14 protein-coding genes are annotated in these 19,137 nt (G+C 52.1%); 8 read left to right on the plus strand and 6 right to left on the minus strand.

The window, feature by feature from the left end:
* The first annotated feature begins 447 nt into the window (after nucleotides 1-447).
* The 7 genes from LJ360_RS05960 to LJ360_RS05990 all read left to right on the plus strand — a co-directional run bounded on the left by LJ360_RS05960 (nucleotide 448) and on the right by LJ360_RS05990 (nucleotide 10,637).
* Nucleotides 448-1,535, plus strand: a protein-coding gene (locus tag LJ360_RS05960; protein ID WP_091854787.1) for an IS3 family transposase whose coding sequence is annotated in 2 segments (ribosomal slippage) — nucleotides 448-700 and nucleotides 700-1,535 — 1,089 coding nt in all. Because the reading frame shifts where the segments join, the coding sequence is not laid out codon by codon here.
* 72 nt (nucleotides 1,536-1,607) lie between these two features.
* Complete coding sequence (locus LJ360_RS05965) at nucleotides 1,608-5,129, plus strand: hypothetical protein (protein ID WP_264995579.1); 3,522 nt, start codon at nucleotides 1,608-1,610, stop codon at nucleotides 5,127-5,129.
* A gap of 64 nt (nucleotides 5,130-5,193) precedes the next feature.
* On the plus strand, nucleotides 5,194-6,447 hold the full coding sequence (locus tag LJ360_RS05970) for an IS256 family transposase (protein WP_264994805.1): 1,254 nt from the start codon (nucleotides 5,194-5,196) through the stop codon (nucleotides 6,445-6,447).
* A 117-nt stretch (nucleotides 6,448-6,564) separates the two neighbouring features.
* Complete coding sequence (locus LJ360_RS05975; protein ID WP_264995580.1) at nucleotides 6,565-7,308, plus strand: hypothetical protein; 744 nt, start codon at nucleotides 6,565-6,567, stop codon at nucleotides 7,306-7,308.
* A 350-nt stretch (nucleotides 7,309-7,658) separates the two neighbouring features.
* Nucleotides 7,659-8,762, plus strand: a complete 1,104-nt coding sequence (locus LJ360_RS05980; RefSeq protein WP_264995581.1) for a protein kinase domain-containing protein — start codon at nucleotides 7,659-7,661, stop codon at nucleotides 8,760-8,762.
* A gap of 321 nt (nucleotides 8,763-9,083) precedes the next feature.
* Nucleotides 9,084-10,168 (plus strand): IS3 family transposase gene (locus LJ360_RS05985; RefSeq protein WP_091855255.1). Its coding sequence is split into 2 segments (ribosomal slippage): nucleotides 9,084-9,345 and nucleotides 9,345-10,168, totalling 1,086 coding nucleotides; the frame shifts between segments, so codons are not numbered across the junction.
* A gap of 67 nt (nucleotides 10,169-10,235) precedes the next feature.
* Nucleotides 10,236-10,637, plus strand: coding sequence for a hypothetical protein (locus tag LJ360_RS05990; RefSeq protein WP_264995583.1), 402 nt, complete (start codon nucleotides 10,236-10,238; stop codon nucleotides 10,635-10,637).
* Here the strand turns inward: LJ360_RS05990 and LJ360_RS05995 are convergent.
* Nucleotides 10,618-11,750 (minus strand): IS3 family transposase gene (locus tag LJ360_RS05995; protein WP_264995225.1). Its coding sequence is split into 2 segments (ribosomal slippage): nucleotides 10,618-11,492 and nucleotides 11,492-11,750, totalling 1,134 coding nucleotides; the frame shifts between segments, so codons are not numbered across the junction. The genes LJ360_RS05990 and LJ360_RS05995 overlap by 20 nt on opposite strands.
* An 82-nt stretch (nucleotides 11,751-11,832) precedes the next feature.
* Between LJ360_RS05995 and LJ360_RS06000 the strand changes: the two genes are divergently transcribed.
* Nucleotides 11,833-12,995 (plus strand): IS3 family transposase gene (locus LJ360_RS06000; protein WP_264994284.1). Its coding sequence is split into 2 segments (ribosomal slippage): nucleotides 11,833-12,088 and nucleotides 12,088-12,995, totalling 1,164 coding nucleotides; the frame shifts between segments, so codons are not numbered across the junction.
* A gap of 355 nt (nucleotides 12,996-13,350) precedes the next feature.
* On the opposite strand, the gene LJ360_RS06005 is transcribed toward LJ360_RS06000, so the two are convergent.
* From LJ360_RS06005 to LJ360_RS06025, 5 genes are all read right to left on the minus strand, one after another.
* Entirely contained in the window at nucleotides 13,351-14,325 is a 975-nt protein-coding gene (locus tag LJ360_RS06005; protein WP_264995584.1) for a reverse transcriptase family protein, read from the minus strand.
* Nucleotides 14,312-14,599 (minus strand): helix-turn-helix domain-containing protein, encoded by a 288-nt coding sequence (locus tag LJ360_RS06010; RefSeq protein WP_264995585.1) that lies wholly within the window; start codon nucleotides 14,597-14,599, stop codon nucleotides 14,312-14,314. The genes LJ360_RS06005 and LJ360_RS06010 overlap by 14 nt, the downstream gene beginning before the upstream one ends.
* A gap of 33 nt (nucleotides 14,600-14,632) precedes the next feature.
* Nucleotides 14,633-14,878: a hypothetical protein gene (locus LJ360_RS06015; RefSeq protein ID WP_264995586.1), complete on the minus strand. Its 246-nt coding sequence runs from the start codon at nucleotides 14,876-14,878 to the stop codon at nucleotides 14,633-14,635.
* A 399-nt stretch (nucleotides 14,879-15,277) separates the two neighbouring features.
* Nucleotides 15,278-16,009, minus strand: coding sequence for a M48 family metallopeptidase (locus tag LJ360_RS06020; protein ID WP_264995588.1), 732 nt, complete (start codon nucleotides 16,007-16,009; stop codon nucleotides 15,278-15,280).
* Nucleotides 16,006-19,125, minus strand: a complete 3,120-nt coding sequence (locus LJ360_RS06025) for a type I restriction endonuclease subunit R (protein WP_264995589.1) — start codon at nucleotides 19,123-19,125, stop codon at nucleotides 16,006-16,008. The genes LJ360_RS06020 and LJ360_RS06025 overlap by 4 nt, the downstream gene beginning before the upstream one ends.
* Nucleotides 19,126-19,137 lie beyond the last annotated feature (12 nt).

Here is a 19,137-nt window from a genome sequence, read left to right on the forward strand (position 1 = left end):
ACAAGGGCAAGTGCTGGTCTTGACGAAGATAACTGATTCGGGGGAGATATGGTTCTTGTGGTTTTACCCATAAATTTTCCAAAAATTGAAGCATAAAATTTCCGCCGCACCTGCGTTTTGTGGTGGTTTCACCATAAACTGGCCGAACGAATTACATTGTCGTGGCATACGTCCTGGGGTCAGGCTCTCTATCTTTCGGATCGCTAAGCCTCTTTTGAGCCCCCTTTTCAACAAAAGCGAACATTCGCTCGGACTCTTTTTGCCTTTTGGTCCCTTCCCTCAGGATCTGTAACCATTCCCTAAATTGGTGATGTGCTTAAGAGCGACATGCCTGTTCTGCACGAACTCGCTGACGTATGCTCATAATGACTCCTTCGGTAATCTCCCCGAAAAACAGCGGTAGTCAAAAGTAGAATTTTCCGTAAGCTACACGCAGGGAGATTCTGCATGAAGAAATCACGTTTTTCCGACAGCCAGATCCTGTCGATCCTGAAGCAAGCCGAGAATGGCGTCCCGGTTCCGGAGTTGTGCCGTGAGCACGGCATGAGTAGTGCAACCTTTTACAAGTGGCGCGCTAAGTTCGGTGGCATGGACGCTTCCATGATGGCCCGGTTGAAGGAGCTGGAGGATGAGAACCGCCGGCTCAAGAAGATGTACGCCGAGGAACGGCTCAAGTCGGACATCCTCAAGGAAGCCATCGAAAAAAAGTGGTGAAGCCGTCTCGTCGCCGTGAGATGGCGCAGAAAGCCGTCGGTGAGAAGGGCGTCAGTATTCGCCTGGCGTGTTGGATGTTCAGTATCAGCGAGACCTGTTACCGCTACCAGGCCAAGCTCAGCAGCGAAAATGCTGAGATCGCGGACTGGCTAATCCGGTTAACCCACAACCAGCGGAATTGGGGCTTCGGTCTGTGCTTCCTGCATCTGCGTAATGTGAAAGGCTTTACCTGGAACCATAAGCGGGTATACCGGATTTACCGGGAGCTGGAGCTGAATTTGCGCATCAAGCCCAAGAAGCGTCTGGTTCGTCAAAAGCCGGAGCCCTTGGCCGTGCCGGAAACGATTAACGACAGCTGGTCCATGGACTTTATGCATGACCAACTTAGTGACAGCCGCAGTTATCGGTTACTGAACGTCATCGACGATTTTAATCGAGAGGGGCTGGGCATTGAGGTCGACTTCTCGTTGCCGGCAGAGCGTGTGATCCGCGCACTGGAGCAAATCATCGAATGGCGAGGCAAACCACGCTCTATTCGCTGTGACAATGGCCCGGAGTACATCAGTGGCAAGCTGGCGACCTGGGCCGAAACCCAGGGCATCCAACTGGTGTTTATCCAGCCCGGCAAGCCCCAGCAGAACGCCTACATCGAACGCTACAACCGAACGGTACGGTATGACTGGCTGGCTCACTATCTGTTCGACAGCACCGACGAAGTCCAGGATTACGCCACCCGCTGGCTATGGCACTACAATCACGAACGGCCCAACATGGGACTTGGAGGGATTACCCCTCAACAGAAGTTGGCCATGATGGCCTGAGGTCTACTTTTGAACCCCGCTAAAAATGGGGGGATTACACTTCGACAAACAAAAAACCGAAGATCATTGATTATGAATTCAGATGGTTATGTCAGCTTGGATCGACAGTTTTCGCTTGTTCCTAAAAGTGATGAATCAGAACACGACGAAGCATTCTATGGCTTTGGGCTAATGGGTACCGAAGGCTGGGATGATATTGAAAAGAAGTTCCGCTGCGTCATCTTGGCCGAAGCAGGTGCAGGCAAGACAGAGGAAATGCGCCAGCGAGCGGTAGTGCTTTCGAGACAAGGAAAGGCCTCTTTTTTCATTCGAATAGAGGACATTGAAGGCGATTTCTATGAGGCGTTTGAGGTTGGTGAAAGTTCGCAGTTTAACCAGTGGCTCCAATCAACGGACGAGGCATGGTTTTTTCTCGATTCTATCGACGAAGCTAGGCTGGAAAATCCGAGAATGTTTGGAAAAGCACTCCGCAAATTCGCCAAGGGTATTCGAAGCGGAGTTCACCGGGCCCATATAATCCTATCTAGCCGACCATACTCATGGCGACCGCGGGAGGATCGGAGATTACTGGACGAGATCCTTCCCTTCGCTGAGCCTAAAACTGAGGAAAGGAACGGCAATGATGACGTTAGTTCTGATTCCAAAAGCGCATTGACGTTGTACAGTCTTCGTCCCCTGGACGTGCCTAGAATTCGTCAATTCTGTGAAGATCGTCAGGCGGATGGCGTTAATCGCTTGTTACAGGAAATTGAAAGAGCAGACCTTTGGAGTCTTGCTGAGCGGCCATTTGACCTGGATGGCATTCTTGCTAAGTGGAATGACGATGGTTTTCTTGGTGGCCGACTAGAGCTGTTGCGTCACAACATTGATAGGCGGCTAGTCGATAGCCATAGCGAGGACCGAGCGCAACGTAAACCGTTAAATATTGAGGTCGCTCGAGATGGCGCAAGGCGATTGGCTGCCGCTGTTGTTTTAACCGGCCAAGCTGGGATAACTGTGCCCGATAGCACTGCGATCCGACGGGAAATTGATGCTGAATCGGTACTCACCGATTGGGATCCCGCTGATGTCCGGTCCTTGCTAGATCGCGGGATTTTTAACGACGTTATTTATGGGGCCGTCCGTTTCAGACATCGAGACGTGAGAGAGTTGCTCGCAGCTGAATGGTTTAATGAGCTCTTGAAATCAGGGAGTAGCCGCTACTCAATTGAAAGCCTAGTCTTTCGCAACCAATATGGAGAGAACATTATTACTCCTCGGCTTAGGCCACTCCTCCCTTGGCTTATTTTGTACGACGAGGCAATTCGCCAAAGGGTTCTATCAGAGTGGCCAGAAATTGCAGTTGAGGGAGGGGACCCATCTAAGCTGCCTCTTTCGACGCGAAAGAGGCTTTTGCGAGAGATCGTAACTCAGATTGCTTCAGGCCAGGATAATCGAGCTGCCCGGGACAACAGTGCGATTTCAAAGATAGCAAGCTCTGATCTCTCAGAAGATGCAAGTCAGCTAATCAGTGAGCATTGTGAGAATGACGATGCTGTATTTTTTCTCGGCAGGCTGGTCTGGCAAGGCGAGATGTCAGACTGCGTATCAGGCTTAGTTAGCATCGCGATAAACAGCGCGAGAGGCCTCTATGCTCGCATTGCATCGATTCGTGCTGTGATGACTTGCGGAGGTCAAGAGGAAAAGCAGTCCATATGGCGAGGATTGAAAGAATCTCAAGAGGAGCTTCCAAGAGAGTTGCTGGCTGAACTGGTGGACAACTTGGAGCCGGACAGCGAGAGTGTTGAACACGTTCTAGGTTTAATCAAATCGCTTCCTGCTTATCGAGAGTTCAGCACTTCAGGTTTGGACGATGCTTTGGTTCGATTTATTGAGCGGTGTCCGACCGAAATCGAGCGAAAAAGCTTAAGGCAAATAACGGAAGGCTTTTACCACTTTTTGACTGAACCACCCTTCATTGATAAAGCCTGGTGTGACGTCTCGGAAGAGTATGCATGGCTTTTAAACCCTGCAATTCGAGCCGTTGAAAGGTTAATTAAAGCCCGAGACTCTGCTGTATTTGAAAAAGCCTCGATGTCTCTCATGCTGGTGGTGCCAACAGCCCTACTCTATCGGGACCATGAAATTCGCGCCCGCAAAAACGAGCTAGGTGCACTTGTCCCTCAATGGCCTGAATTGAACGATGCGCTCTACTGGGCAAGTATCAAAGAAGAAAATGCCCGAAGGTTAGAAAAGTCAGAAGCTTGCCTCTCCAGTGATGGGCAGCTTTCTTGGCCAAGCCATTTTTGGAATTTTGACTCAGAGAACATACAAAGACTGATTGAAGAAATTCGCTATGGAGATAAGAGCGAAAGTGAAAAGCTCGTAGCGCTGAGCACATCTTTTCGCGTGTATTTACAGGCTGGAAAACCATCATTTTTATTGGAAAGCCTCCGAGAAGCAGTAGCAGCCAATGGCTCATTAGGGGACCGGTTGGAAAAGTTGCTCGATCCTCCGGAGCCAGAAGAGGTTCGGAAATTTGAAGAAAGACAAGCAGATCGCATTCGAAGAATAGAGATCAGGGAACAAGAGCGGCAGAGTAGCCGCGATAGGTGGATGGTTGAGTTGAGAGCTAACCCTGGAAGAGTACGTAATCCTCCGGGGGTTGGTAAAGATGAAATCACATACGACCTGATTTACTTGTTTCGAGAAATCGATGGTGATGGCATCAAAACTAGCCGCACTGTTGGGGCAAATTGGCAAGCGCTTGAGCCCGTTTTTGGTCGAGAAGTAGCTTTAGCTTACCGAGACGCGGTCGTCCAGTTATGGCGTCACTTTAAGCCCGAGTTGCAATCAGAGACGGGATCGAGAGGTAGTTCTGTTCCCTATGCTCTGATGTTGGCGATGGCCGGGCTAGAGATAGAATCAACAGAAAATGAAGTATTTGCTGAAGGGCTAAATGAGTCCGAAGTGGTGCAAGCGTTGCGCTACATTACGTGGGAAATTAATGGATTCCCAAGTTGGTTTGAGCAAATCCATCGAGTTTTCCCAAAAATAGCTGAAAACGCTTTATCCAAAGAGTTGAGCTGGGAGCTCGATAACACGGGCTCGCAAAAGCTGCCGCATTCCGTTTTGCACGATATTGTCTACCATGGAACTTGGTTACACGATGCGATGGCGCCCAGGTTACTTGATTGGCTTAGGCGTAATCCAGGTGCCCTTAAAGCAAACATAAACGAAGTTATCAACATTCTTGTGAGCGGTGGTATTGATGCGCCTGTCATGGCTTCAATCGCAGCCAAAGAAACTTCGCTTTGCACCGATCCAATGGTTGCAGCCAATTGGTATGCTGTTTTGGTTGACTGTGACCCAAGCAAGGGAATTGCACAGCTCCAGAATTGGCTGTCTGGTCTGGACTCTGCCGAAGCGGAATTGGCCGCACAACGGTTTATCACTCAATTGATCGGTGGTCGCCACACTACCATTCCACTGGTTAAAGTAGGTCGATTCCAGAGACCAGTTTACCTGAAGTCTTTATATGTTCTGATGCACAAGTACATTATGGCCACTCAAGACATGAGTTATGGTGATTTCTGGTGTATGGAAGCAGGCTGAAGGGGTGGCGTATCCTGTTGGTTGATCACCGCCAAGATCACAACCAACAGAGGAATGATACGCCATGCCCAAGTCTAACCTGCATGCTCTTTCACAACCAGAGGTAGCCAGCAACGATCCGTTGCACGAGTTGATCCGGCAGGGTGCCCGGGACCTGATTGCACAGGCTGTCGAGACAGAGCTGGAGAGTCTGTTGAGGCAATATGAGGACATTAAGGCACCTGATGGTCGCAAGGCAGTGGTGCGTAATGGGCACCTTCCCAAGCGCACCGTCCAGACAGGCGTCGGTGACGTGGAAGTGCAGGTTCCCAAGGTCCGGGATCGCAGTGGCTCTGGCATTCGCTTCAACAGCCACCTGCTGCCACCGTACCTGAAGCGCGCCCGGAGCCTGGAGGAACTGATTCCCTGGCTCTACCTGCGAGGTGTTTCCTCTGGTGATTTCCAGGAGGCCCTGAGTGCGCTGGTTGGTGAACAAGCCAATGGCCTGTCGGCCAACACAGTGTCTCGGCTCAAGGCGAAGTGGCTTGATGAGCACAAGGACTGGCAGCGACGAGACCTGAGCCAGAAGCGTTACGTCTACTGGTGGGCGGACGGCGTGTACAGCAACGTCCGCCTGGATGACCGGCTCTGCCTGCTGGTGATCATCGGCGTGACCGAGCACGGCCACAAGGAGCTGGTTGCGGTCGAGGATGGCCACCGGGAGTCCGAAGCCAGCTGGCGAGAGCTGCTCACGGACATACGGGAAAGAGGCCTGGAGCCTTCGCCCAAGCTAGCTGTTGGCGACGGCGCACTGGGCTTCTGGAAGGCCCTGAGCAAGGTGTTTCCGGACACCCGGCACCAGCGGTGCTGGGTCCACAAGACGGCTAACGTGCTGGACAAACTGCCCAAGTCCGTGCAGCCAAAGGTGAAATCGGCACTGCACGAGATCTATCTGGCCGAGACGCGAGACAGCGCTCACAAGGCGTTCGATAGCACCTTGAGGCGGTTCCGGGACAAGTACCCAAAGGCCATGGAAAACCTGGAGAAGGATCGTGACGAGCTGCTGGCCTTCTACGATTTTCCGGCGATTCACTGGATTCACTTACGGACGACCAATCCGATTGAATCCACTTTCGCCACAGTGCGACTGAGAACCAAGCGAAGCCGCTCTTGCGGCAACCGCGACACCACGTTATCGATGGTGTTCAAACTGCTACAGTCCGCCCAAAAGCGCTGGAAGCGGATCAAGGGGTTCGACCAACTGAAGCTGGTCGTGGACAACGTGCAGTTTCAGGATGGAATACAGGTGGAAGATCAATCTGACAGGAACGCTGCCTGATGGTCATACACCAGATTTGACAATAACTCTCAAGACATCAACAGGTCGGGACGCGGAGTATTTACTCCAGAACTGCGCGACGACGCGCAAGACGCCCGTGATCAGCTGTTTAGTCTATTGGCGGGCATTCCAGGGGAACAGACTTACGCAGCGATCAAGGAACTTGCCAATGAGCATCCAGTCGTCTCTTATCGCCAAAGGATGCATTTCTTAGCTACTAAACGAGCCCAAGAAGATGGAGATTTAGAGCCATGGAGCGGGAGGCAGGTTAGTCAATTCCAGAAAAACCAGCAGCTTGTCCCGGAAACCCACCGTCAACTATACGAGCTGGCAGTAAATAAGCTTGTTGACTTAAAGCATTGGCTTGAAAGGGGCAATGATAGTCCATGGAAAACTTGGCGTAGGGTTACAGACGAGATAGAAATGCGAACAAATATTGCTGGTTGGCTTCGAGGGCATTCTCAAGATCGATATACAACAGCCGAAGAGCCAGAGCTCGCCAATAGTCAACGCATGGACATTTGGCTGCAAAATAGCAATGTGACTTCACCTGTTCCCATCGAATTGAAGCTTCTCGATAAACAATGGAGTGGACCAGAGCTCTGCGAGAGGCTTCGCAATCAACTGGCGGGAGACTACCTTCGCGAAGAAGGTGCGGGATGTGGTGTGTTTCTATTGGTTGCTGGGGAGGTCGCGCAAGGAAAACGATGGGAGATAGGAGGCCAAAGGGTTGGCCTCAATAACCTCGGCTATGCCTTGGAATCATATTGGAGCAGTATTGCAATGGATTACCCTGGAGTTAATTCGATAGCGGTAATCGTCATAGATTTGAATTTGAGGGGGCATGTGAGTCAGTCCTGACACTAGGCTTGGTCTGAACCGATCCCCTAGTTATCAGCGTTGTGTTCTAAGCCGTTTCCACGGACGGTTTTAAACGGCTGATGGACTCCACTCGATACGCATGGCACACCATAGCCTAGAACAGAGCCTTGCGACTCAGATCCGAATGTCCGCTTTGCGACCGTCCCGCATTCCAGGCAATACCTTTGAGAAAACTCAAAGGCGGGACGTGGACAAGAAGCGAAAATGCAGGAAACATGGTGTTTGGTTGATCGAGGTACGCCCCAGATACGACCTCGGCGAACCTTTATCGGCTATTCTGAACGGTTGAATCAGGACCCTTTTTAGCTTTCACATTTTGGAGTCACTATATGGAGAGGCTTTGGAATTTTCCTCGAGAATTGCAGACTCAACTCATCGAACTTGCCCTTCATAAGCACGGAACAATTTGTGGAGAAATGTCTAGCCCTCACTCTAGTATCTATACCTTCGATCAGGGCGCGGGTGTAGTTCCACGATATGTTGTTGCAAAAGGCATCCAGGTAACTGATTCGATGTCAGAAAATGAAAAATATCAATTTTTTTACCGGGCTCTGCATGAAGTGAATAATGCACATCTCGTCTGCCACCATCCGCTAGTTCAGCGGTTTTTTGATGTTGCCGTAATTCACGGTGCGCCGTTCCTGCTTTCGAGAAAACGGGATGCCAATTTGCGCGATGTTATTTCTGAAGGACCTATAAGTGAGGCGGATGCGATTAGTATCGCGATTCAGATAGTTCATGGACTCATTTATTGCGCAAACAAAGGACTGGAGTGCCACCAAGATCTTAAACCTGAGAACATCTTCATTGACTACATAGCCGACCATTTCAGAGTACCGCTGGACTACCCTCTGCGCTGTCGAACGTATATAGCGGACTTTGAGTTAGCGAATGCCTACCGGATGCTAGGGCACCCATACGGTAGCCGCCCATACATGGCACCCGAGCAATACCACACAGTTCCTCAAGGCGAACCTCTTCGCGACTTTTCTAAGGTTGATGTCTTTGCTCTTGGAGTTATTCTTTACGAAATGCTGACCGGTGGCGCCCACCCAATTGGGGAGCACACCAGCCAAATCTGGCCCCGGCCATCGAAAGAGAAAAGCAACAAATGGCTGCGAGAGAATCCGTGGAAAAAATGGATTAAAAGAGGCGCACAGATCAACCCAGTTGGATCGAAGCCTTTTGACCCTGAATTAATTAACATAATACAAGATTGTCTCGAGCCTGCGTCCACCCAGCGCATTTCTCGTGAGGACTTGGAAGAAAGATTGAACACTAAGCTCCAATCGATTGACGAACATGCTCATGCAAACGTTTCAGTTCTTATTTCAGAGTTCGATCAATTAGCCCAATCTGGTGAAGAGGCTGGGTGGCCCCATTACGCGGAAAGAGTAGCAAAATTAAATAGTGCGTTTTCCGATCTCAGTTAGACGTAATCGCTCCACAAACTACACCGGAATGGTTTTGTAAAAATCCCCGTTTCAGTTGCACTGCTGATTATAGTTTTCCGCCCGTGGGTGTTTCGCCAGACATTCCAATTGCGTCAAGTCCTCAGTGAACCGTAGGGTGAAACGGGGTCACGCGGCCCATGAAAAGGTCCGCTTTGTGGTCGACCTGAATGTCCGCTTTGCGACCAGGTTGGCCAGCAGAGAACATCCTCTGAGCCATACTTAAGGGCCCTTGTAGTCCCCCCAGAAAATAATCGAGGTTTTGAGTAGAGACTTTTACAATGATCGCAGAAGGAGCGACAGATGAAGAAGTCTCGATTTACTGACAGCCAGATCATGGCGATTTTGAAGCAGCACGAAGCCGGTGTTCCGGTGGCTGAGTTGTCTCGTGAGCACAACGTCAGCACGGCCCTGATTTATCAGTGGCGTTCGAAGTTTGGCGGTATGGATGCATCCATGATGAAGCGCCTGAAGGAATTGGAAGCTGAGAACGCTCGCCTGAAGAAGATGTATGCCGAAGAGCGGCTCAAAGCTGAACTGCGCCAGGAAGCTCTTGAGGGAAAGTTGTAAGGCCATCTCAACGCCGGGAGATGGCCATCAAGGGCGTGGCCAAACATGGCATCAGTATTCGGTTGGCCTGTGTGGTGTATGGCATCAGCGAAACCTGCTATCGCTACCAGGCGAAGCTTGGTGGCGAGAACGCACTGGTGGCGGACTGGCTGTTACGGCTCACACAAACGCACAAGCGCTGGGGCTTTGGCCTGTGCTTCCTGTATCTGCGTAACGTGAAGGGCTACCCTTGGAACCATAAACGCGTGTATCGCATTTACCGGGAGCTGGAACTGAACCTGCGCATCAAGCCCCGACGAAGGATCCAGCGGGATTATCCAGGTGAGCTGGATGTGCCGACCGCGCCCAATCAGGTCTGGTCGATGGACTTCATGAGCGATCAACTGGTTAGCGGCAAGACGTTCCGAACCTTCAATGTGATTGATGACTACAACCGGGAAGGCCTGGGCATTGAAGTCGACTTGTCATTACCCGCACAACGGGTGATTCGTGCCCTGGACCAGATCATTGAATGGCGCGGCAAACCCGCAGCGATTCGATGTGACAATGGGCCAGAATACATCTCGCAGTCACTGATAAACTGGGCCAACAGAAACCGAATTACGCTGATCTACATTCAGCCTGGCAAGCCCACCCAGAATGCTTACATCGAGCGGTTCAATCGGACCGCACGACATGAATGGCTAGACTTGCATCAGTTCGAAAGCATTGCCCATGCTCAGCTATTAGCGACTCAGTGGCTCTGGCAGTACAACAACGAACGACCGAACACGGCCATTGGAGGAATACCCCCGTCCAGACTACTGGAGGCCGCTTAATTCTCTATTCAAAAGAACGGTTAGAAATGGGGGGATTACACCCTTACCGTCCAAAGAGGGCCGTGTTATGACATTTCCTATCAGCAAAGCTCCTTGGAACAAGGGAAAGCTCGTTGGCCAGAAGCTACCGCTCAAACTCGAACAAATATGGGCTATCCGTATTCGTTTGGAGATTGCAAAGAACATCCGAGAGCTGGCGATGTTCAATATGGCTATTGATTGCAAGCTCCGATCCTGCGACATGGTAAAGCTCTTGGTTCGAGATATTTCCAGAAACGGAGAGGTTCTGGATCGGGCGCAAGTCATTCAGCAGAAAACCAGTCAACCTGTTCAGTTTGAGATAACGAAAAAGACGCGCGAATCGGTCGAAGCTTGGATCGAATTGCGCGGACTCACCGGTATGGATTATCTGTGGCCGAGCCGGATCAGGAGTGACCTGCCCCCAGTCTTTAATCCAACTGCTCCCTAGTAATGTCCGTTACTTTTGAATCAGTTTTTCCAAGTCGGAGAGCGGAGGCAAACTCCAGGGGTGTCTGATACCCCAAGGATGAATGCGGTCGCCGCTCATTGTAGTCCAAGCGCCAGTTGCTGATCTTTTCGCGGGCATGAGCAAGATCCCGGAACCAATGTTCATTCAGACACTCATCCCGGAATTTTCCGTTAAAGCTCTCGACGTAACCATTCTGCATCGGCTTTCCAGGCTGGATCAGCTTCAGCTCAACGCCATGATGATAGGCCCATTGATCCAATGCTCTGCCAGTAAATTCCGGCCCCTGATCGGTTCTGACGGCCTTTGGATAGCCTCTGAAGGCCGCTATGCCATCCAGGGTGCGGACCACCTGTTCGCCTGAGATTCCCATAGCAACGGGAATGTCGAGGCATTCCTTGGTGAAATCATCCACGATCGTCAGGCATTTGATCCTGCGCCCGTTGGCCAAGGAATCCATGACGAAATCCATAGACCACGTATGATTCGGCGCATCGGGCAGCACCAAGGGCTGCCGTTCGACCATCACCCCTTTACGGCGCTTGCGTTTGCGGACGGCCAAGCCTGCTTCCCGGTAAAGTCGATAAACCTTCTTGTGATTCACCTCAGCACCCTCACGACGCAGCAACTGATGAACACGCCGGTACCCGAACCGGCGACGTTCGAACGCAATGGCTTTGATGCGCTCTGTCAGTTCACGCTCCTCTGGAGAACGCTGAGACTGATACCGCATCGTTGCGCGGGATAACCCGACGAGTGAACAGGCTTTGCGCTCGGATATCGTCGTCTCCGACAGCATGGTACGCACAGCCTCGCGCTTGTTCCCGACGGTCAGTACTTTCGGTTGAGAGCCGCCTTCAGAGCTTCTGTGTCCAGCATGGACTCGGCCAGCAGTTTCTTGAGCCGGGCGTTCTCTTCCTCCAGGGCCTTCAAACGACGGGCCTCAGAGACCTCCAAACCACCGTATTTCTTACGCCAGGTGTAGAAGGTTGCGTCCGAGATGTTGTACTTGCGGCACAGCTCTTTGACCGGCAGGCCAGCCTCGGCTTCCTTCAGAATGGGAATGATCTGTTCTTCGGTGAATCGCTTCTTCATGTTCATCGTCCTCACTGTAGTGGTTCAATGATCCCGGACACCAACGTAGGTGGTAAGATCGCCACCATAAGCGAGGTGTCTGATGACCAGAAAACGACGTTCCTTTACTCCTGAGTTCAAACAGGAAGCAGCCAGCCTGGTGCTGGATCAAGGTTACACCATTGCCCAGGCCTGTACGTCCTTGGGCGTGGGTGAAAGTGCTTTGCGACGCTGGGTTCAACAGCTGACGGATGAGCGAGAAGGCATTACCCCAAAGGGGAAAGCTTTGACCCCGGAGCAGCGACGGATTCAGGAGCTGGAAGCCCGCTGCAAACGCCTTGAGATGGAGAAGACCATACTAAAAAAGGCTACCGCTCTCTTGATGTCGGACGACCTGAATCGTACGCGCTGATAGACCAGTTAAGTGAGCAAATGCCTGTTGAAATGGTCTGCAATGCGTTCGATATCAGCCGTTCCAGCTATTACGAGTATCGCCAACGGCGGAAGCACGTGGATGTTGAGCGTCTGGCCCTGAAGGCTCAGGTTAATCGCCTGTTTACCAAAAGCCGCAGCTCTGCCGGCAGCAGAACAATCAAGGGTATGCTCAATGACGACGGCGTTGTCATTGGTCGCTTCAAGGTTCGACGACTGATGAGCGAGCTAGGGCTGATTTGCAAGCAACCTGGCCCTCACGCCTACAAGCAGGCCACCGTTGAGCGACCGGATATCCCGAACCATCTGGCTCGTGAGTTTACGGTAGACCAGCCCAATCAGGCGTGGTGTGGTGACATTACCTATGTATGGAGCGGCCAGCGGTGGAGCTATCTGGCTGTCGTGCTGGATCTGTTCGCCCGCCGCGTTGTTGGTTGGGCTATGTCGTCCAGTCCGGATGCGGATCTGGTTGTAAAAGCTCTGGATCACGCCTGGGAACAGCGTGGTCAGCCAGAGAAGGTCATGTTCCACTCGGACCAGGGGAGCCAGTACGCCAGCCGTAAGTTCCGCCAGAGGCTCTGGCGCTATCGGATGACTCAAAGCATGAGCCGTCGAGGCAACTGTTGGGATAACGCACCGATGGAGAGGCTGTTCCGGAGCCTAAAATCCGAATGGATACCGGCCCTGGGTTACCGAAATCTGCCTGAGGCCAAAAAAGATGTGGGTGGCTATCTGATGGACTACTACAACCGGCAACGACCTCACGCATTCAACGACGGCATTTCGCCCGTTGCCGCTGAGGAAAACCTTAAAATACTGTCCGGGATTAGTTGACCACTACACTCTGGTGATGAACATTACTAAGATCAGAATGGATTAGAAAGTTGGGGGCAGGTCATAGGGACACCATCAGGTTGTCCAACTGATTGGGTCCACCTCAGTACTTGGCGTGTTTGATGCGCTATGTGAAGCAGCCCATGTTGACCGTGATTCCGGCTTCGCCTGTTTGCTGCTGGATTTCTTTGAAGGGTGCCCTGGTATTCAGGGGGAGTTGGAGCAAGATGACTACCGGGAATGGGGGGTCAAAAGTCGGCAATTCGTGATGGACCACTGTTTCTAGGCTGGTTGGCTCACTGGCTGACCACACTACAAAGGGTGGGTCAGCCATTTTCGCAGGGGCTGCTCCTGGCTAGCGATTGAGTGGAGGCTTGATCGAATTTAGCCGCCGTCTCAGTTTTGCTCCTTCCTTCGGGTGGAGAGTGGTGATTCGACCAACCTTGCCAGATAGAGATTTCCACTTTTTGCAGAAATCGTCTGTTGTGTTGTCTTCAAGTGCTTGCTTTTCTAACTTGAAGATTCCAGCCCGAACAGCGTGGCGCTGTTGCTTTGGAATCGTAGGCTTCCTGCCGTTGACGTTTAGGCTAGTAACTTGCATGGGTTCGGCTGGTGTCACAATAGAATGCTTTGAACGCTTGGGCGCGTAACCTTCACCGAAAAGCATAGCGTAAACGCTGGATATAATTGCGCGCTTTTCCCCATTAACCAGGCTTCTCCGACTGGATATCGATATATCATCCATAAAGCGGCTGTAGGCTAATCCTTGTTTTTCTAGTTGGCTAACCAATTGGGGTTCCCGCTCCCAAAACACCAGGTTTGCAAGGTATCCACTTGTTTTCCAACCTTGTGGTAGCTCATCTTGATAAGTCGTCAGTCTGGTTAAGATGCCTGCAACTTCCGGCGAAAAACTGAAACAGCGAAGCCAAACCTTGTAGACAACATCCTTGGTCGTCCTTGGGAAGAAGTCTTTAATATCCTCGGTGATTAATACCTTTTTCCCACTGTGTATCTTTGCATGAGCGTGGCAGCTTCGAGGGTTAACAGGGTCGGCAATTCCACCCAGCATGTAATATGGGTATGAGATTTTCTTCAGAATACGGTTTTTGATGCGCTCGTGGATGGTTTTCAGAGGTTCTTCCGCATCGTGAGTTGGTCTGGGATCACCGTTCTTTTTCTTGAGGGTTTTTCCTGGTCGATGATACGAATCAACTGAGTTGGCAATCTGAAGAAGCTGGGCTTCTGGGATGGAAAGCAGTGACGCTAATGACTGGAGGGTCCCATATTTGGGAAGGTGAGCAGTGACGTCTACGCTCCTAAGCGGCGTCATTGCTCATAAGACCTTTGATTGCGTCGGTAATTGATTGGAAGTGCTGCTGTTCGAGTTCCGGTGTTTCGCTTTCTTCAGCGGCAAGAAAGACCAAAACGCTAACAGGTATACCGAGTGCTTTCGCTAATGACTCGACAAGCTGAAGGCTAGGATCACGCTTATTCTTCTCGACTAGGCACAAATGCGAGACTGAGACCCCGGCAGACTGAGCCAGTTGGGCTTGAGTCATTTTTTTTAAACGGCGTACTCTGGTTATTGCTCTACCTAAATCCATAAGAGTCACCAATGTAAAATAGGGTTCGTTGCGTCAGTTACCTGACAGCAGTTCCAGAAGTTTTGCGATACCCGGTAGGCTTTGGAAAAACCTGCCAAGACACTCAAGGGCTTTGAGTTTGATCGCCTCACTACTTTCGTCACTGTCATGAATGCGCTGAAGTTCGCCAATGGCTTCGTCCAGTGCCTCACTAACGCCGGGTTCCGCTGTATCACGTGTAGCTGCTTTCACTTCTTCGAGAAGAACTAGCAACTTCTTTAAAGACTCTGCATTACTCATGCATCTATCCTCGTGTTGATGGGTTTCCTCGGTGCAATTGCACCAGTCGCCACAACGCAATTGGGACCGAAAGAAACACAGCGGAACGCCACGAACCCTTTTTACCGACCGGAGGTCGCCAGTCGCCCACATCTGTCAATCGAATCGCTGACATGGAGCAATGGCTACGCGCCACCGGAGAGAGATGCCTTAATCAAAGCGCATCGACCAATCAAAATAGGGTTGGTCCTTGTCTGGTCACCAATTATCACGAGATAAGTCTTTTAAAGAACGCCTGGACGTTGTCATCCAGTCAGATCCCATCTTACACGAAAATTTGCTTAGAGCAAACTTATTTGCTCTAAGCAAATCTTGACCGGGCAGCCAATGAAGCTGAATGAGTTAGGGGGGGCGTTTACCTTATAGGCTAAAGTTGAAGGAGTTGTCCTTCAGCCACTCCCGGCAATGCGGGTAATCCGGCATCACTCGCGCCATTTCCCGCCAGAATTCCGGGGAATGGTCATGCCGTATCAAATGGCAGAGTTCGTGAATCACCACGTAATCCACCATCCGGTTTGGTGCCATCATGATCTGCCAGTTAAATTCCAGCTTGCCCTTGGTAGTACAGCTGCCCCAGCGGGATTTGAAGGTGCGGATGCCAACCCCGGCAGGCTCTACGCCAACCATGGGCGCGAAGCGGTTCACTTTCTCGGTCAGCTTCTGTTCTGCTTGCCGTTTGTACCAGCGCAAAAGGGCGTTTCGGACCATGTGAGGTTGTTCGGTGCCATTGGGTACGGTGACCACCAAACGCCCGTTCAATAGCTTCACAGGCGCGAAGTTGCCTGTTTCTACCTTCAAGCGGTAGTTACGCCCCAGATAGCTGAAGGCTTCGCCCGAAACATAGCGTTTGCTGCTGGCGGGGGACATTTCCCGGTGCAGGGTGATCTTTTCTTTAATCCAGCGGCGTTTGGCTGCCAGTAGCTGGTCGATCTTTTCGGCAGGAGTGTTAACAGGCACCACCACGGACACCGCGCCATCCTCCACGCGAATATCCGCAGACTTCCGGCGGTTGGTGCGGATGACCTCGGCAATGAAGCCGTTTGCGTCCCGGTACTCTGGGTGCCGTGAATGGGGTTTTTGCGCTGCCATCATTTGAACTTGTTCTTCGCCAGTTCCATGAACCGATCCTGCACTACGTTTACCAGGGCTTTTTCACCAAACGAACAATCCAGAACCGCCCGTTTGATTTCCTTCTTCATCCGCTTCACTTCGTCCGGCTTGCTGAAGAAGTCCACAATCTGGGTCGCTTCATCGAACATGCTAACAAGGTCCTGGCTGGTTGCCTTGATTTCGTCGTGTACGGCTTCGCTGATGGCATCTTCACCGGCATGGCTGGTCACTTCCGCCATCAGGATGTTGTAGAAAGCGAATTCCGTTTCACTCAGCCCCAGATCATCCGCAGCCTGTTTGTGTTCAGACTCCATGCTATCGACCATCTGAAGCAGCATTTCCAGCTGCTGGTCCCACTTGCCCGCCGTCTTTTCGATAATATCCCGCAGGCGAAGGCTCAGGGATTTGTAGTATTCCGGGTCTTCATCCAGGTTCACGGTGATGTGGTGCTTGATGGCGCTTTCGATTTCGGACGCGCGGGATTCCGGGGATTTGATCTGTTCCACGGTTTCCTTGAAGTTCGCTGCAAGCAGGTCCACGGGTGGAATCTTCGGGTCTACCCCGGTGCTGATGATGTGTTCATCCACCAGCTGGCGGACTTTCGCACCGGCATCGGAGATGTTCAGTCCGGGGTCCCGGTAGCGATTACGGGCGGCGTTCTGCACCTTGCCCCACAACTTCAGGTCCGGAATGAACGGTTGAGCGGCGGTGTCCGGCAGGATCACCTCCATCTGCTTGGCGAACTTCTTGAACGCCAGTTCGAACTGCTGGCGGGTGTCTTCATCCTTCAGGTGCAGAACGTAATCATCTACATCTGTGCCTTTAACCCCAGCAAAGATGGCAGCCACACGGGTGTGAGCCGCTTTCAGGCGCGGTATTTCATCCTTCAGCGTGTGATAGGTGCCTTCCACATCTTCACTGCTGAACTGCTTCAGCGCGTCGGTCAGGTAGTCTGATAGCCCGTAGTAATCCACCACGTAACCGCAGGCTTTGCCCTTGTATGTCCGATTCACCCGCGCGATTGCCTGCATCAGGGTGTGGTCCTTCAAACTCCGGTCGATATACATCACCTGTGCAATAGGTGCGTCAAAGCCGGTCAGCAGCATATCCTTCACGATCAGGAAACTGGTGGGGTCTTCATCCATGGGTTTGGTGAAGTTCTTGATCACCTGCTTCTGATGGGCGCTATCGGTGTATAGGCTCAGGTATGCCGGGTCGTTGTGGGCACCGGAAATGATCACTTCCGAAGGGGGCGCTTCCAGGTCGTCCAGGGTCTTCTTGAACACCGTGGCGGCATGGCGGCTGCCCACCACAATCATGGCTTTGAAGCCGTTGGGCTGAATCTTTTCCCGGTAATGCTTCAACAGGTCGATACACACCCAGCGAATGCGGGCAGGGGCTTCCCGCACTGCCCGTTCCACACCGTACTTCTTCTTGATTTCCCGCTTTTCGTCGTCGCTTTTGTCTTTGAAGTATTCTTCAAACAGCGCGTCCAGCGAATCACCCACCACATCGCTCTGAACCTGGCGACCTTCGTAGATGATGCGCACGGTGGCACCGTCATCCACGGCTTCGTTGATCTTGTACTTGTCGATGTAGCCACCGAAGGCTGTGTCCATCTTCTGGGATTTCAGCAGAGGCGTGCCGGTAAAGCCGATCTTCGGGGCGTTGGGCAGGGCGGCATTGATGGTCATTGCCAGCCCGCCAAACTGGGTGCGGTGGGCTTCGTCCGCCAGCACAATGATCTTGTCGCTGGGGTTCAGGTCGGTGAAGTCGCCTTCCTGTTCCGCTTCCTGAAACTTCTGCACCATGGCGGTCACAATGTCGGAAGAATCCTTGGACAGCAGTTCCTTCAGTTCCGCCACGGAACCAGCGTTGTAGATGGTTTCGTTCTGGGCATCCCGGAAGGTTTTTGAGAGTTGCCCGTCCAGTTGGGTGCGGTCAGTCACGAACACCAGCTTGTACTGCTTCAACTCCGGGTCACGGCGCATCTTCACAGCCAGCATAACCATGGTCAGGGACTTTCCGGACCCTTGGGTATGCCAGACTACCCCTGACTTTTCCTTGCGCGTGGTGCCGCTCTTGAGGCGTTCTATGACTTTGTTTACTGCCCGGTATTGCTGATACCGCGCCACCTTCTTGATCAGGCGACCATCCACCGGTTCAAACAGGGTGAAGTTCTGCATCAGGTCCAGGAAGCTGGCGGGGTCGAACATGCCAGCAAGCAACCGCTGTTGCGGGGTGACTTCGCCTGAACTGGTTCCGGTGCCTGAAGCGATCTGCTTAGCGGCAACCAGATACTCTGGTGAGGGCACATCACCGGTCTTGTGGCTGGGTGCTGTCGAGCCGGTGGAGATGAAGGCAGCCTGTTGCGCCATCGCCTGAATATCCGCATCCGTAAACGGGTAAGCATCCTTCCAGTCACCGTAATGCTGGGCGCTGGAACTGATGGTGCCCACCTTCGCCTGATCCCGGCAGGTGGATACCATCAGCTGGTTGTACCAGAATAGCTTCTGGGCACCTTCATCGTCTTCCGGAGTCCGCAGGTTGGCGTAACGGCGCAGCTGGTTAATGCCTTCGGCTATAGCGTCGGCAGCATACGGCGATTTGCACTCAATCACAGCCAACGGCAAGCCGTTTACGAAGCAGACAATGTCTGGTGTGATTGACTTAACGGGTCCTTCAATCTTGAACTGGTTGGTACAGAGAAATTCGTTGTTTTCAGGGTTATCGAAGTCGATAACCTTGACGGTCTGCCCCTTGCGACCGGCACCCAAGTCCTGTTCAACGGATAGGTAGTTCACCAGCAAGTCATAGATGGAGTGGTTGTATTCCATCAAGCCCGCGTGATTGGGGTGGGTGAATTCCCGGACGACTTTGCGCAGATTCTCGTCACTGATCCACGGGTTCAGCCGGACCACGGCAGCTTCCAGGCGTTTGGACAGCACCACATCCCGGTAGTAGCCACGTTCGCCTGCGGGTGATCCATCGACCGGCAGAACCGGCGCAAGTTCAGCACCGGGCACGTAGGTCCAGCCAAGGCGAGTCAGTTGTTCAATGGCGGGCAGTTCGACTTTTTCGACTTCATCCTGAAACATATCGGGGCAGGT

Source organism: Marinobacter sp. AN1, assembly GCF_026013985.1.
GTDB classification, from domain to species: Bacteria; Pseudomonadota; Gammaproteobacteria; order Pseudomonadales; family Oleiphilaceae; genus Marinobacter; species Marinobacter segnicrescens.